Origin of the sequence: Dyadobacter beijingensis DSM 21582 (genome assembly GCF_000382205.1) — a bacterium.
Lineage (GTDB): Bacteria > Bacteroidota > Bacteroidia > Cytophagales > Spirosomataceae > Dyadobacter > Dyadobacter beijingensis.
In genome coordinates this window covers 896,665-912,020 of sequence record NZ_KB907786.1, presented here as the reverse complement: position 1 = coordinate 912,020, position 15,356 = coordinate 896,665, and the positions used below count along the sequence as shown (strand labels likewise).

Annotated in this window: 10 protein-coding genes; all 10 read right to left on the bottom strand. The window is 51.5% G+C overall.

The features are described 5' to 3' along the window. Nucleotides 1–9: 9 nt before the first annotated feature. The gene (locus tag H144_RS0103850; protein WP_026350396.1) at nt 10–723 is read right to left on the bottom strand and encodes a nucleotidyltransferase family protein; all 714 of its coding nucleotides are present in this window, start codon (nt 721–723) and stop codon (nt 10–12) included. Nucleotides 724–741: 18 nt separating this feature from the next. Next, the gene (locus H144_RS0103845; RefSeq protein WP_019940716.1) at nt 742–3,312 is read right to left on the bottom strand and encodes a DUF5686 and carboxypeptidase-like regulatory domain-containing protein; all 2,571 of its coding nucleotides are present in this window, start codon (nt 3,310–3,312) and stop codon (nt 742–744) included. A 115-nt stretch (nt 3,313–3,427) separates the two neighbouring features. Beyond that, the gene (locus H144_RS0103840) at nt 3,428–4,438 is read right to left on the bottom strand and encodes an NAD-dependent epimerase/dehydratase family protein (RefSeq protein WP_019940715.1); all 1,011 of its coding nucleotides are present in this window, start codon (nt 4,436–4,438) and stop codon (nt 3,428–3,430) included. Then, nucleotides 4,435–5,556: a GNAT family N-acetyltransferase gene (locus H144_RS0103835; protein ID WP_019940714.1), complete on the bottom strand. Its 1,122-nt coding sequence runs from the start codon at nt 5,554–5,556 to the stop codon at nt 4,435–4,437. The genes H144_RS0103840 and H144_RS0103835 overlap by 4 nt, the downstream gene beginning before the upstream one ends. Then, nucleotides 5,553–6,764 carry a serine palmitoyltransferase gene (gene spt, locus H144_RS0103830; RefSeq protein WP_019940713.1) on the bottom strand — a complete coding sequence of 404 codons (1,212 nt, stop codon included), beginning with the start codon at nt 6,762–6,764 and terminating at the stop codon, nt 5,553–5,555. The genes H144_RS0103835 and spt overlap by 4 nt, the downstream gene beginning before the upstream one ends. 449 nt (nt 6,765–7,213) lie before the next feature. Beyond that, complete coding sequence (locus H144_RS0103825; RefSeq protein WP_019940712.1) at nt 7,214–10,360, bottom strand: efflux RND transporter permease subunit; 3,147 nt, start codon at nt 10,358–10,360, stop codon at nt 7,214–7,216. An 18-nt stretch (nt 10,361–10,378) separates the two neighbouring features. After that, on the bottom strand, nt 10,379–11,428 hold the full coding sequence (locus tag H144_RS0103820; RefSeq protein ID WP_019940711.1) for an efflux RND transporter periplasmic adaptor subunit: 1,050 nt from the start codon (nt 11,426–11,428) through the stop codon (nt 10,379–10,381). A 287-nt stretch (nt 11,429–11,715) separates the two neighbouring features. Then, on the bottom strand, nt 11,716–13,032 hold the full coding sequence (locus H144_RS0103815; RefSeq protein WP_019940710.1) for a TolC family protein: 1,317 nt from the start codon (nt 13,030–13,032) through the stop codon (nt 11,716–11,718). A 57-nt stretch (nt 13,033–13,089) separates the two neighbouring features. Further along, nucleotides 13,090–13,701: a TetR/AcrR family transcriptional regulator gene (locus tag H144_RS0103810; protein ID WP_019940709.1), complete on the bottom strand. Its 612-nt coding sequence runs from the start codon at nt 13,699–13,701 to the stop codon at nt 13,090–13,092. A gap of 170 nt (nt 13,702–13,871) precedes the next feature. Further along, the gene (locus H144_RS0103805; RefSeq protein ID WP_019940708.1) at nt 13,872–14,861 is read right to left on the bottom strand and encodes an FAD:protein FMN transferase; all 990 of its coding nucleotides are present in this window, start codon (nt 14,859–14,861) and stop codon (nt 13,872–13,874) included. Between the last annotated feature and the right edge of the window lie 495 nt (nt 14,862–15,356).

Genomic DNA, 15,356 nt, shown 5'->3' with positions numbered 1-15,356 from the left:
GTGCTTGTGCTAGCAGACCGCCTCGCCGCTCAAAAACAGCTCCGCCGTCTGGATATCGCTCACATGGTCCACGTCCACGATCTTGGTAAATGGATATGCTTTCAAATGCAAGCCATCCGTCACGAGCTGCCGCTGGAAGTTCCGCATCCGGCTCACGCCGTTTTCCACCGCCACATTCACGATGTCGATCGCTTTCCTCCTGAGACAATAAATCCCGCCTGAAACAAACGGGGTGTCGGTGCTATTCTCATCGGTGAATGCGGTAATGCGATCGTCGTCGTCAACTGCCACGTAAAGAGGACTTTCGTCGTCAATGAATGCCGTCACGGCCATTTGCCCTTCCAAATCCTTGCTTTCGGCGAATTCGGAAATGAATGCGCTGAATTCCTCTTCCCGGAAAACGGTATCGGTCGTGGTAAGGCAAACTTCGCTTAACCCCGGTTCGCTTTTGAACAGCTCGTACACGCTGTGCAGCGAGCTCGGCGTCGATTTCTTCACGATCTGAATGGGCAGGTTTTCGCTCAGGCCCATCAAATGCATTTCCAGCAATGGTGATTCTTCGTTGATGATCACCAGGATCTTCTCCGCATTATTCCGAATGAAAATCCCGATCAGCCGGTCGATCAGCATTTCGCCATGCAGGCTTACCATTGGTTTGGGAAGTGTAAAACCTTCCTTAGCCAGTCGTGAACCCTCTCCTGCTGCTATGATTGCGTAATTCATGTCAATGTCTGTGTTAAACTAAAAATCCAGTCTGAACCGCGCCCGGATGCCCCATTCGGCCACATTCGGATTGTCGAGGTAAGTGAAACGTTTTACCAGGTCTACGCGCAACAGTTTGAAAATATTGGCGATCCCAACCGAACCTTCGATATAAGGCTCGCGCGACAACGTGTACGTGATCGGCCGGCCCTGGTCGTCGGTCGCGAAGCGGTACAGCGACGGGTTGAATGCCGGGTTGTTCTCATCGCGCAAGCCGCCCATTAAGCCTTTGAAACTCAAAACTTCACGAAGTTTCAGGCGTTTCAGCAATGGTATCTTATTGAAAATAAACCCATTGAGATAATACTGCACGTCCAGGCTCGCGTAGTGGTCGCTCGCGAATTCCAGGAAGTTCATGAGGTTGTATGAATTCAGCTGGTAAGCGTAGGTCTGGTTGGCGCGGTGAATCGTCAGCAGCGGAAACACGATTTGTTTACCAAAAATATAACCGCCTTCCGCCGTTATGTCCGCAAAGCCGAATTGCGACAGGTAAAAGCGTTTCTGAATGTTCAGCGCCAGGTTATGGTAGTTGTTCTCGCCTTCGAACACGCCTTTCAGACCTGCATTGTAGCGCAGCGTGAAAATCGGGTACTTGTTGATGATCGGCGTACGGTACAATTTGCCCTGGTAATACTGCTCGTGCGGTGCATAACGCAGCTCGATGTTTGCTTCGGTGTTATTCAATGTGAACGCGTTTTCGAGTTCGCCCCCTTCGTTCAGGCGCTCGTAACGGAGCACGCCCGCAGGGGTTTGCTTCCATTGGGTAAACCCGATTTTGTAGGAAAAGCGGCTTTCGAACTCGCGGACGTATTCCAGCTTGTAAATGTCGTTGTACAGCCAGCGGTTGTTATCCCCACGCTTGAACGACAACAGGAAGTTATCCTCCTGTACAAATTGCAATTCCTGGCCCGGGATCTTGGTGTCGCGCTGGAAACTCGCCCGGATGTAATGCAGCGGGAAGTGGTACACCGATTTGTTATTAAATGAATAGGTACCGCTCAAAAAGTACTTCCATTTCCGGTCTTTGAAACCATAAGCCGCGTAGGTTTCGAAATACACCCGCTTGCTCAAATCGGTCGTAGTACGGCCGCCGAACCGGAGGCGGAAACCTTCGACGGGGTTGAAGCTGTAAAATGTATTCACCGGGCCTACTTCTACGGCGCCGAACGATTTGTAGCCCGAGAGGAAGAGCGTCGCAATGTCCATCGTCCGCTTGAAAGACGGGATCGTTTGCAGCGTGTCGATATTATGGTAAATGTCCTGCTCGGTGCGTTCCAGGGGGATATGCCGCGCACTGGCCCAGAACGACTCCCCGGTTTTGACCTCCGGATTATACACGATCTCTTCTCCCGGACCGCGGTAAGTGCTGTCTGGCTGGGCCTTATTAATGGTATAATCCTTAAAATTCACCGTCCGCTGACCATACAACCCACCGTTCTTTTCGCCTAATGCGAACTCCATGGCGAGGGTCGATTTGTTCATGAAATAGCGGCCGTCGGCGCCTTTCTCAAATTCCAGGCGTGCTTCGAGGTCACGCATGAAGTTGAGGTTAATGTCCTTGTTGACGGTCAGGTAGGCGTTCTGCACACCGTATTTACCGTCGAGGGTAACGAAGAGTTTCCCTTCAAAAAGCATATCCGTTTTGTTCCGCGGAACGAAGCCCAGCTCTATCAGCCACGGCGTGCTCGTCTTCACGGTGTCCCGGATGAAGAATTTATAGAATGTCGGTGCGGCGTTCGCGATCGGGCTTAGCAGCAGGTTGGTGGCAATGGAAATATCGTTGTCATAAATGTTGATATCTTCATACAACCGGTTGAAATAGGCGCTCAAACCATCGTTATCGACAAACTTCGCGTCGAATTCCGCGCGGCGGTTCGCCAGTACGTATTGTTTCTTGTTGTAGGGGCTTTTGCGGAAATATACTTTCGAGAGTTTTTCCTGAATGTAGGCCGGCAGCATATTCTTGCCGCCCATCGAAGCCGAATCCTGGCTTTTAAACAAAAACTGGTAATTCCTGAAAATACGCTTCTCCTTGAACTGGTCGGAAAGATTGCTCAATGCGAGCGAGATCTTCTCGTATTGCTCGTATTCCAGGTAGTCGTTGCTGGAAGGCTTGTTTTCGTCTTTGTGCGCGATCACCTCGCGGATCAGCTGCACAGCAGGATTGTCCTTGTTGCGGTAACGCGCCTTCGTTTTCACGGTCACCTCTTTCAGCATCGAGGCGTCCACGGCCATTTTCACGTCGATCGTCTGGCTCACGCCCGGCTTGATCGGCTTTTCAATGGCCATATACCCTACGTAGGTAAATTTGATCGTGGCGTGGTCCTCGCGCAAAGTAAGCGCGTAGCGGCCTTCCGCGTCGGAAGCGGTCCCCATCGTTGTTCCCGGGATCAGGATCGACACGAACGGCAGGGTTTCACCTGTCCGGGCGTCGGTAACGGTACCTTTTATCGTGGTAGTATTCTGCGCTATGGCCAGACCCGCGCCGATCTGCACAAGGCTGATCACCAGGAGTAATTGTAACCATATCGACTTGCTGATTGCTTTCATGTTGGAACGTTCGAACGTGTTTTGGCTGCCCTCTGCTTGTGTTCAGTCATGTACGCTGCATACTTACCGCCGGATGTGAAGCCGGCGACAGCGCATGATCAAGCGGGTTAGATAGTTAAAGCCACTTATTCTCCTTATACCAGGTCAATGTTTCTGCCAGGCCTCGGTGCAGATTATATTGCGGTTGGTAGTGCAGGCGACTTCGGGCCGCATCTATGCTACAGATCCAGTTAGGGGCGGTGAGTTCTTTTAGTTTTTCTTGGTTTAAAACCGGTGTTGTTGATGAATTTGCATAAACAAGATCCAGGAACCGGGCAATCGTTTCGACGAGCACCAGCGGCAGATGCGTGCGGAAAATGTGCTTCCCGCTGATCTCCCTGAACTGGTCTGCCAATGCGTAACGGTCGTATGCCTGTCCGTCCGAGATATTGTAAACCGTCATTTCCTTCTCCGTTTCCCTCAATGCGGCCATGGTAGCCGTCACGAGGTCTGTTACATATACGAAACTCAACCGTTGCGGTCCTTTGCCAATGTAGGCATCGAGGCCTTTGCTGAGTGTCTTAAAAAGGACGAACAAGTCCTTTTCGCCGGGGCCATACACTGCTGTCGGGCGGATAATGCTCAGCGGCAGGCCATTTACTTGTTTCAGGTATTGCTCGGCCAGCAGCTTGCTTCTTCCGTAATCCGTCACCGGAACAGGCAAGGTTTCTTCCGTAATCGGCTGGGCCGCATGGTACGCCGCGGGGCCTAATGCCGCGAGGCTACTCAAAAACACGAACCGCTTCAACGGAATATCCGCGGCTATCGCGGCCTGCGCCAGGTTCAGCGCGTATTCCGCATTCACCGTATTATAGGCGGCGGCGGTTTTGGCTTTGGTCACTCCCGCCGCGTGGATGATATAGGAATATCCCCCATCTTCCAGCAGCTTCGTCAATTTATCTTTTGAAGTAAAATCCGCATTCACATACACCAGGTCCTTTGGGTCGGCATTCAGCTTTTTAAGGAACCCCAGGTCGCTGCTCGGCCTCACCGCCGCATGGATCTCCATGCCTGCTTCGAGTGCCGCCGCTACCAGGTGGTAACCTATAAATCCGCTGGCCCCGGTGATGAATACTTTTTCCTTCATATCGGTTTCTCAAACAATCTGTACCGTTTGTACAGCTTCCCGTTGATCTGCTCGATGGCGTGGTTCATCAGATAATTATCTTCGAGCATCCACGAGCATTCCCCGCCGGTCACTTTGGTGCCGTAGGTGTTCTTGATAATACGGCCATATAAACAGGCTTCGATACCCATTTTCCGGTACCCGTCGATCACCCCGAGCGTGAGCACGCGGATGCGTGTGATGTTCTTTTTGCCAAACAGCAATTTGAAAATCCCGGTAGGCAACAAACGTCCGCGCTTGATTTTGATCAGAATCTGGTTGATATCCGGAATACCGAGTATAAATCCGACCAGTTCGTTATCTTTTTCAGCGACCAGGCAGTACCTCGGATCAAGGATCATTTTCAGGTCTTTGGCCAGGTATTCAAATTCCGCCTCGGTTGTCGGTACAAAACCCAGGTTCTTGTCCCAGGCCTTGTTGTACACTTCCCGGATCTTCACAACCTCGTTTTTGAAGTCTTTCAGATTCACCTGCCGGATGGTGATACCGCTCCGCTGAAGCCTCCCTTCCAATGCGTCGATCATCCGTACCGATTTGTCATTCGAATCCGCCACATTGATTTCGTAGGCCAGCAAATCGGTTTTCTTCGTCAAACCGGCCTTTTCCAGCAATGGCAGATAGTACGGCGCATTGTAGGGCATCATGGCCATCGGCGGGCGGTCATACCCTTCGATCAGCAGCCCGCAGGTTTCGTTGGTCGACAAATTGACCGGCCCTACGAGCGTGTCTGCCCCTTTTTGCTTTACCCAGGCAGTGGCTTCCTTCAAAAGCGCATCCACCACCTGCTGGTCATTTACCGTATCGAAAAAGCCGAAAAAGCCGTCCTTCCGATTGGTAAATTCGTTATGGTTCGTATTATAAATCGCCGCTATCCTTCCGTTCACTTTCTCCCCATCGTAGGAAAGAAACAATTTCACCTCCGAATGCTCGTGAAACGGGTGCTTACCCGGTGAGAGCATGTCTTTTTGAGCAATGAACAATTCCGGTACATAATTCGGATCGTGCTGATACAGATCATGCGGAAAATCAATGAACTTGCCCAATTCCTTCGGAGAGCTTACGGGGGCTATGCGGGTCATAGTCTTTGTCTTTCGATAATTGCGTCAGGACAAACCTCACGGTAAATGCGGGACATTTTATCCACTGCCTCCTCGATCTGGCTGAATGTATGCGTAGCCATCAGCGAGAAACGGATCAGCGATTGTTCCGGGCGTACACCTGGTGAAACCACCGGGTTCACGAAAATCCCCTCGTCCTGCAATCTGCGTGTCATGATGAAAGTCTTCTCGTTGTCGCGGATATACAGCGGCAGGATCGGGCTTTCCGTTGCGCCCAGGTCGAAACCGTTTACGAGCAGCAACTCTTTGGCGTATCTTGTATTGGCCCAAAGACGCTCCATGTGGTGCGGCTCGGTTTCGATGATATCCAAAGCGGCCAATGTACTTCCTACGGATGCGGGCGTCATGCTCGCGCTGAACATGAGCGAACGCGCGCGGTGTTTCAGGTAATCGATCGTGGCGGCATCGCCGGCGATGAACCCGCCCAGGGAAGCCAGCGATTTGCTGAATGTTCCCATAATGAGATCGGTCGTTTCGGTCAGGCCGAAATAGGAAGCAGTTCCCGCTCCTTTATCACCAATCACCCCAAGACTGTGCGCGTCGTCCACGAGCACGGTCGCATCAAATTCCTGTGCGATGGCATTCAGTTCAGGGAGTTTGACAATATCCCCTTCCATACTAAAAATACCGTCGGTCGCGATCAGTTTCACGGCTTCCTCAGGCAGCAGGGCCAGCTTTTTGCGCAGGTCCTCCATGTCGTTGTGCTTGTACTTGATCACTTTCGAGAACGACAGGCGGCTTCCGTCTATAATGGAAGCGTGATCGCTTTCGTCGAGGATCAGGTAGTCGTTACGACCTGTGAGGCACGACAATGCGCCGAGGTTGGCCTGGTAACCGGTGCTGAACAGCACCGCGCCTTCTTTGCCTACATATTTGGCCAGGCGGCGTTCCAGTTCTTCGTGGATGTCGAGGGTCCCGTTCAGGAAGCGCGAACCGGCGCAGCCTGTTCCATATTTCTGCGCTGCTTTCTGCGACGCTTCGATGATGTAAGGATGGGATGTTAAACCCAGATAGGAGTTGGACCCGAACATCAGGACCGGCTTCCCGTTAATGATAACCTCTGTGTCCTGTCCGGACTCGATCGGTCTGAAAAAAGGATATACACCTTTTGCTCTTGCAATCGCCGGGTCTTTGAATTCAGCGATGCGATTATTTAAGATTTTACCCATAGATAATTTGTGTCAGAATCAACAGCTTGTTTTAGTGGGGTGCCTACCGGCATCAGGCTGCGGCCTGATAGAGACATCAGGCAAGTCAGTTGGTATTGTAGCTTTTATTTCCCATGTTTCGTACAATTAGATCGTGAGTCTGGATATTGATTTTTTCGCTTGTTGACCCGTCATCTATTGCCTTTGAATAATCAGTTTCTACCATTGAGAAACTACTATTTTGATTCGGCAATAATTCGGGTTAAGAGGTAAACCCAATACCGGGCGGACTAGTTCATTAAAATACCCGTTCATTTTGTATTTTTCGGGTAAAAAGAAAAAAAATGTTTTGTCCCGTTTCCGTGCCCGGACCTGTAACCACCAAGCTCTGACCGACTTTGCGTTTGCAGGACGAATTTAAAGTAGCCGGACAAAACATTAATTTTTTCATGTTACCAGACTCAGTTTCCTTAAAATTCTTCCGCTACAACGCTTTCCTGCACCCTGCCGGACTTCGTGCGCCAGGTATTCCATTTTTCACCGAGGCGGTCTACCAAATAGTATGCCATCGGCACGAGGTAGATCGTGAGGAGCATCGAGCTCGTCAAACCGCCGATCAGCACCCAGGCCAGCGAGTTCTTCCATTCAGCCCCGGCACCCGTCGCCGTAGCGATCGGCACCATCCCGATCACCATCGCGATGGTCGTCATCAGGATCGGCCGGAGACGCTCTTCGCCGGCAATAAGGATCGCCTTGCGGAACGGTACCCCGTCGGCTTTTTGCTGGTTGGCGAAGTCGACGATCAGGATCGCATTCTTGACCACCAGGCCGATCAGCATCAGCATCCCGAGCATCGCGAATATCCCGATGTTCGACGAGGATAATGCCAGCGCGAGCAACGCCCCGATCACCGCTACCGGGATCGAGAAAAGCACCACGAACGGATACACAAAGCTGTCGTAGAGCAATACCATGATGAAATACACCAGCATGAGCCCCGCCAGCATCGCCAGCCCGAGTGAACCGAAGCCTTCGCTCTGGTTCTTCGCGTCGCCGCCCCAGGTGAGTATAATGTCGTCCGGGAGCGGATTTTCCTTTAAACCGGCCTGAATATTACTCACCAAAGTTCCCGATCCAATCCCTAATGTATTGGCGGTGACTGTGACGGATGAACGACGGTTCTTGCGCTCTACAATACTTGGGCCATTGCTCAGTGTTACATCGGCAAATTGTGCCAGCTGCACGGGCTGCTTGGCCAGCGGGCTGTAAAATGTGATCGCCTTTACGTCTTCAGGGTTTTTGCGGTCGAATGCATCCAGCATAATGCGGATATCGTAATCTTCTCCCCCGTCGCGGAATTTGGAGTCGTCGTTCCCGGCAAATGCGTTCTGCATCGTCGCGCCCACCGTTTGAATGTCCAGGCCGAGTTTTGCCATTTTTTCACGGTCGATATCCACGCGCACTTCGGGGTTACCTGCTTCTACGGACACATTCACGTCATTCGCGCCGGGTGTCTTCCGGAGGCGGTTCGCGAGGTCGTTGGCGGCTGCGAGGATTTTGTCGAGATTGTCGCCGCTAAGGAATACCTCGATGGGCGCCGTGCCCGAGTTCACCATCCCGATAGCTGCCGAGTTGAATTCGACGCCTGCGAATTTTTGTTCCAGCTCCTTGCGTACCGAAAGCATATAATCTTCCGTCGGCTGTGCATTCTTCCGTTCTTCCACGGGAATGAGTTCTACGGTCAATTCGGTACGGTTGGTTTCGCCCCGGCCCGAGCTGTTCAGGCCCGTGCTGGCGCCGCCCACGTTCGCGAAAATCGTTTTCACTTCCGGTTTTTTACGTAAATAGTCTTCGATGCTCCGCGCCGTCAGGTTGTTCTGCTGCAACGAGGCACTTTTGTCGAGCTTCATGGTGAGCAGGAATTTACCCTGATCCCCCTCGGCTACAAACTCCGATCCGATAATGCCCAGGCCCATTACCCAGCCCGTCATGACGACGATCGCCACCAGTATCCCCGAGAATGCCAGTTTGTGCCCCAGCACCCATTCCAGGGAGCCGTGGTACCATTTTGTGATTGCCGTCAAACCTTTTTCAAACCAGATCAGGAATGCCTGCGCCGGACTTTTAGGGTCAAGGTGTTCGACCTTCGCCATTTTGGACGTCATCCAGGGAGTTAATGTAAAACTCACGAGCAAACTGACCATCGTGGCAAATGCGACCGTGAGCGAAAACTGTCGCAGCAAGTCGGCAATCACCGAGTTCACCATCGTAATAGGCACGAAAACGACCACGATCACGAGCGTAATGGCCAATGCGGCGAAACCGATTTCTGTGACACCGTCCACCGTCGCGCGCCAGCGGTCCTTACCCATTTCCAAATGCCGCTGGATGTTTTCCAGGATCACAATGGAGTCGTCGACAAGGATACCAATCACGAGCGAGAGCGCGAGGAGTGTCATCAGGTTGAGCGAATAGCCCATAACGTACATAAACAGGAATGCGGCAATGAGCGACGCCGGTACCGACACCATGACGATGAATGCATTCCGGAAGCTGTGCAGGAAGAGCAGCATTACCACGGCCACGAGGATTACCGCAATCACCAAATCGTGCGTCACCGCTTCCACAGATTCCAGCGTGAATATCGAACTGTCGTACGCGATCGCAAATTTGATATGGTCCTTTGCATTGGCTTTCTCAATCGAAGCCAGTTTCTGCTGGACGATCTTACTGATCTCGACGGCATTCGCGTCGGACTGTTTTTTGATAAACAAACCAATACCATTCACGCCGTTGTACCGGCTGATGCTCTCGGCGTCGGTCAGGCCGTCGGTGATTTCGGCCACATCCCCCACGCGGATGGAGCTGCCGGTGACCGGCGAGGCGATCACCAGGTTACGGATATCGTCCAGCGAGGCAAATTTACCCGCCAGCCGCAGCGTCATGTTTTCGGACGTGTTTTTCACTTTCCCGGTCGGGAAATCGAGGTTCGCCTGGTTGATAGCCTGGGTTACCTGCAAAAGCGACAAACCGTAGAACCGGAGTTTATCATTATTGACATTAATACGGATCTCGCGCTGGTCGCCGCCGGTCATCGTAATCTCGGCCACGCCTTCGATCTGCTGCAACATGGGCAGGTACTTGTCTTCCACCTGCTGGTAAAAAACTTCATTAGGCAGGCTCGAAGTCGCCAGGAGCTGCATAATAGGCTGGTCACTCGGCGAAATCTTGGACAACGACGGCGTTTCCGCATCGTCGGGCAGGTCGCTCAGCATATTGTTCACATCGCGCTGCGCGTCTTCCAATGCCTTGTCAATGTCGGTACCGGCTTTAAACTGCACGATCACGAGCGACGCGCTCTCCATCGACTTGGAAGTCACGTCTTCAATATTATCCAGGCCGGACACCGCATCCTCGATCTTCTTGCTGACCTCCGCCTCTACCTCCGTGGGCGCCGCGCCTGGATATAATGTTGTAATGGTAATGGTGGGAACCGAAAACTCCGGCAGCAGCACATAGCTGAGCTGGTTATAGGAAGCCAAACCGCCGATGAACAGGATCGCGAACAGCACGATGATCATCGAAGGGCGCTTCAATATGGTTTCAATGAATTTCATGAGTTTGTTGATGAAGTGTTACTGCGCTACTACCGATGTGCCGTCCTGCAAATTGATCTGCCCGCTGGTCACGACGCGGTCGCCGGCTTTGAGGCCTTTCGTGATCTCGTAATATTCGTTGGTCGTCGAGCCGATGGCCACGTCGCGCAATGCGGCCTTGCCATTTTCGACGACATACAATTGCGGCTGCTTCGCTGAACCCATGATGGCCTGGCGCGGTACCGCCAGTGCCTCGCCTTTCACTTTCGAAGCGCTTGCAATGGAGCCGTACATGCCTGCTTTCAATGGGTTGGCAGTTGAATTCTGCACGGTAATTTCCACCGGGTAGTTATGCGCCTCGTCGCCCTGCGCGGCCACCATCGTCACACGGCCGCTGAAATTCGCGTGCGGGTACACATCCGTATGCACGGGAATGCTTTTCCCGTTTTTAAACTCGTTCACCGATTTCTCAGGGATATTGACCACGAGTTTCAGCGAAGAAATATCGGTAATCTCGGCGATCGGCGTTCCCTGACTTACTACCGAGCCTTTTTCCACCATTTTGGCCGTGATAATGCCGCCGAATGGCGCGATAATGCTCGTAGTTTTAATCTGTTTGTTCAATTGTTTGATCTGGGCCTGCGTGCTGCGAATGCTCAGCTGCGTACGCTCGACATTCACTGCCGGTACCGCGTCGCCTTTGACCAATGCTTCGTAACGTTTCAAGTCGTTTTGGTAACCTTCCAATGTTACTTGTAATGCTTCCACCTGGTAATGCAGTTGCTCGTCGTCGATCTTCGCGATCAGCTGCCCGGCCGCTACGTACTGGCCTACTTCCACATTCAGTTTCACGATCTCGCCGCCGGCCTGCGGGCGGATTTCCACTTTGCGATTTGGATTAAAAGATCCCAGGAAGCCCGATTCCTGCGACAAATCGCGCACTTCCGCTACCGCTACCTTCACCCCCACTTTCGGGTCAGGATCGGGGATGTATACTTTCTGCTCCGTTTTTTCCTTGTTGCTCAGCAACTTCGCCGCCGTAAGCCCCAGCGCGGCAATGATTCCCAGGAAGATGAATAGTCGTTTCATAATGGTTATGGTGTTGAAAAGTGTTGTCGGAAATGGTCAGGGGTGGTCATTGGTTGTCAGGAGTGGTCAGGCATTGTCAAGTGTTGTCAGGCATTGTCAAGTGTGGTCAGGCATTGTCAAGTGTCGTCAGGCATTGTCAAGTGTGGTCAGGCATTGTCATATGCGGTCAGGTATTGGAGTGAAAACGATAAGTAACTACACCGGACCACGAATGACTACACCTGACAATACCTGACTTACTTGTTTTTAGTTGTTGATGAATATGGCAAGATTGATGAAGTATAACGTTATTTCTGAACCAGTTGCCCGGTTGCTTTTTTCCATTCCAGCTCGGCTTTCAGGAGTTGGACGAGCGAGGTGAGGTAGTTGCTCTGGGCGTCGAGGAGGCTGTTTTCTGCCTGGATCACGTCCGTAAGCGAGACGGTACCTTCCTTGAATTGCAGCTGGATCTGCTTGTAAACCTTTTCGGCCAATGCTACCTGGTCCTTCCGCGCACTAATGTTCTTCTGCTCCACGCCAAACTTGTTCCGCGCATTGTTTTCTTCCATTTGAATGGCTTCCTTCACCTGTTTCAGCTGGACATCGAGCTTCTGCTTGTCGATCATATTCTGACTGCGTTTCGCCCTTCGCGCCAGGCCGTCGAAGACATTCCAGTTGAGCTGCAAACCCGCCCAGTAACCCGGCACATCCTGAAACGTGGAGTTCTCGCCGCCTTGCGCATAGAAGGCCATATTCGCCACCCCGTAGGCATTTACCGTAGGAATAACTCCCGACCGTATATTCCTGTCCTGCAATTCGTTAAGATCCTTTTGCTTTTGCAGCAATGCCACATCCGTGCGCCGCGTTTTGTCCCAATCGGCGTAGACAGGCAGCGCCACATCTCTAACGCTTAATGATATACGTACCGAATCGGTTTGCGGAATGCCCGCGTAGTATTTCAACAGGTTAACCAACTGATTATAATTGTCTTTCAAAGTAGCCTGCTGCGTTTCGGTGCTCGTTTTGTTGATCAATATCCTGTCCACATCCACGCGCTGGCCCAGTTTGTTCTGGTAAAGGAGGTCCGAAACCTTGTAAAGCCTATCCAGGGAAATGAGGTTACTATCCAGAAACGCCATTTGCTGCGACACCGTCACGAGGCTGTAATAGGCGTCGGTCACGCTGTATGCAACATCCTCCTTTGTTTTCGTCGTGCTGAGCGAGGTCAGCTCGCGGTTCAGGCCGGCGGCTTTCAAGGCATATTTCAGCGACGGATTGTACAGTGCCTGCGTCACCTGCGCTGTCGTGGACAAATTATACGGCAACCCGAATGCGAGTGTGGTAAACTGTCCCTCCGGCCCGCCGAACGCGCTTGCAGGCACTACCTGGCCGGGAATTTTGAAATACCGCTTATAATCGCCCGACACATTCAGCGTCGGCAGCATGCCTGCTTTCACCTCGCTGAGCTGCGCATTCACCCGGGCCTCGTCGAGCCGTGCCGCCTGCACGCTGAAATCGTTTTTCATGGCCAGATCGAGCAATTGATTAAGGTCGTATTCCTGCGCCTGTGCTCGCTGAAAAAGCATGAGGCATAGCAATCCCGTGACATGGAACAGGTGTTTCATGGCTTGAACAAATGTTTATTTTAAATGTTTGTTTAATGAAGCGGCAAAAAAAAATGACTATCCGATCACGAGGTAGTTGCACACCATTGCCTTAATGTGCTCTTTCTGCTCCTGTGCGTAGTTTGCAAACTCCGCGTCGCTCATCTGGAACAGTTCCTTGTGAATTTCTCTGCCCATGAAAATGAATTCCACCCCGCATTTGATCAACGGAAGGATGTTTTCGAGCTGCATCGGCCGCAATGTGCCGTTCGCTACGCCTTCTTCCAGCTGCTTTTTGAGGTAGGTCTCGCGAACCTGCCGGAAAATCGACATATCCGGAAACAACCGCTGCGGCGACTTGTGGATTTCGTTCATGATGAAAATGATGAGATCCGGCTCTCTTTTCATCATCTCGAAGTCATGATCGATGAGCTCCGAGATCTTGGCTTTTATATCAATATCCTTGTTCAGGATGGCGAGCATGTTCTGGAAATACTCTTCCAGCACATCTTTGAAAATTTCAAGAAACAACTTCTCCTTGCTTCTGAAATAGTAGTTGGTCAACGCAATATTCATATCGGCCTCCTTGGCGATATCACGCGAGGTAGTGCCGTCAAACCCCTTTTTCAGAAAAACACGCTTCGCCGCTTCCCTTATCTTATCCTCACTTTTTTCTGAAACGCACTTCACGGTGTGTTAGGTTTTGTTAATGATTGCAGCTGCCTGTTGAATCAACGGTTCAAAGTTGAACAATTGAAATAACAATGCCAAATGTTTTAAATGATAAATTTAAACAAGCATTTAAAATATACATTTGAAACTAATATTTATCGGATTTGTGCAAATTCGGAGCTGCGGTCCTATTTCAGCATATTCCACTCCGCCACGCGGTCGCCCTGCTTTTCGACGAGCCACACACGGCTTCCCTTGAAGCTTTTCAGGTACTTTTTACTCTTTTCGATCCCGGCCACGCTAAATGCAGTGGCTAAGGCATCTGCTACCGTGCCGTCCGGCGAAATGACCGTCGTGCGCACGTGAAAAAGCAGGCCGATGCCGGTTTTCGGGTCGACGATGTGCGAATACCGCACGCCATTGTGCTCCATGTAGCGGTAGGTGGGCCCGGAGGTCGCCAGCGATACGTTCGAGAGCTGCATCGCCTTGAGCGAATCGCTGCCGTTGGAGACATTGATATTCCAGCCTGCGGTACCCGGAGGCGGGTTGGTAAGCACGATTTTACCACCCGCGTCCATCATCGCCGAAGTAATGCCGAGCTTCCTGACCTCCTTAATGGCCTCTTCGGCCGCATAGCCCTTGCCCAAACCGCCGATGTCCAGCCGCATTCCTTTTTGCGTGAGCAGTATGCTTTGTGTTTTGGCATTCATTTTCAGCTTCGCGTAACCCGTGCGGGCCAGCGTTTCCCGGATTTCTTCTTCGGGCGGAAATATGCCTTTGCGCGTGGCATGGCGCCACATTTGCACGACCGGGCCCAGGGTAGCATCGAAAACGCCGCCGGTTTTGGCGCTGATATCCTGCGAAACGGCCAGTATATCGAACAAATCCTTGCTCACTTTCACCCATTGCCCGCTCCCCGACGTCGCCGAGAGGCGGTTGATTTCACTGCCGTCGCGGTAGTCGCTCATGATCTCGTTCAGTTGCTCCACCCTTTTGAATGCATTGTCGGCGGCCACTTTGGCCACCGAATCGTTCGGGGCGTACAGCACCAGCTTGAACGGCGAGCCCATCATGCCTTTCTCGTACGTGTAGCGCTTGTCCTGTGCGCGGACAGGCAGGAATGATAAAGCGAGGCAGCAGCAAAGGAAAGTTCGGGCGGTATTTGAAAATGAGGTCATTGCAAAATTACATGGGTAATCGGGCGGCAAATTACGCGATTGCCGGCAAACGAGAGGCAGCGTTTCCGACATTATTTGTGATGATAATTATAAACACAACGAGGGTACGGACATCCCGTCCATACCCTCGCCGCTTCCGGAAGTCATATATTTAGTATTCGCTATACTCGTCTATCAAACTATTGTCCTCAGCGTGATGATGATGTGCATTAATAACATCTTTGATCATTCCTGCACCTATAAACGGCAGGGAAACGACAGTCGAAATAATCATTGCGAAAAACATAATAGTTGCAAAAAATAACTTCCCGGAATATCCAACTACGTTCGATAAGAAGTTCATACTAATGCAATTATTTATATAATAAATTTCACTATTAAAGTTAGGCAAATAACCGTGCCACTCCAATAAAATGTGCTTACTTTTGGATGCAATTCAATGATTTATAGACATTTATCGACACAACCGAAATCAGATAGTAGCATCGGTTCTAC

What these genes read in the sequence shown, in the direction of transcription:
- H144_RS0103850 (WP_026350396.1), bottom strand. Translation starts at nt 723, where the DNA reads ATGAATTACGCAATCATAGCAGCAGGAGAGGGTTCACGACTGGCTAAG.
- H144_RS0103845 (WP_019940716.1), bottom strand. Translation starts at nt 3,312, where the DNA reads ATGAAAGCAATCAGCAAGTCGATATGGTTACAATTACTCCTGGTGATC.
- H144_RS0103840 (WP_019940715.1), bottom strand. Translation starts at nt 4,438, where the DNA reads ATGAAGGAAAAAGTATTCATCACCGGGGCCAGCGGATTTATAGGTTAC.
- H144_RS0103835 (WP_019940714.1), bottom strand. Translation starts at nt 5,556, where the DNA reads ATGACCCGCATAGCCCCCGTAAGCTCTCCGAAGGAATTGGGCAAGTTC.
- spt (WP_019940713.1), bottom strand. Translation starts at nt 6,764, where the DNA reads ATGGGTAAAATCTTAAATAATCGCATCGCTGAATTCAAAGACCCGGCG.
- H144_RS0103825 (WP_019940712.1), bottom strand. Translation starts at nt 10,360, where the DNA reads ATGAAATTCATTGAAACCATATTGAAGCGCCCTTCGATGATCATCGTG.
- H144_RS0103820 (WP_019940711.1), bottom strand. Translation starts at nt 11,428, where the DNA reads ATGAAACGACTATTCATCTTCCTGGGAATCATTGCCGCGCTGGGGCTT.
- H144_RS0103815 (WP_019940710.1), bottom strand. Translation starts at nt 13,032, where the DNA reads ATGAAACACCTGTTCCATGTCACGGGATTGCTATGCCTCATGCTTTTT.
- H144_RS0103805 (WP_019940708.1), bottom strand. Translation starts at nt 14,861, where the DNA reads ATGACCTCATTTTCAAATACCGCCCGAACTTTCCTTTGCTGCTGCCTC.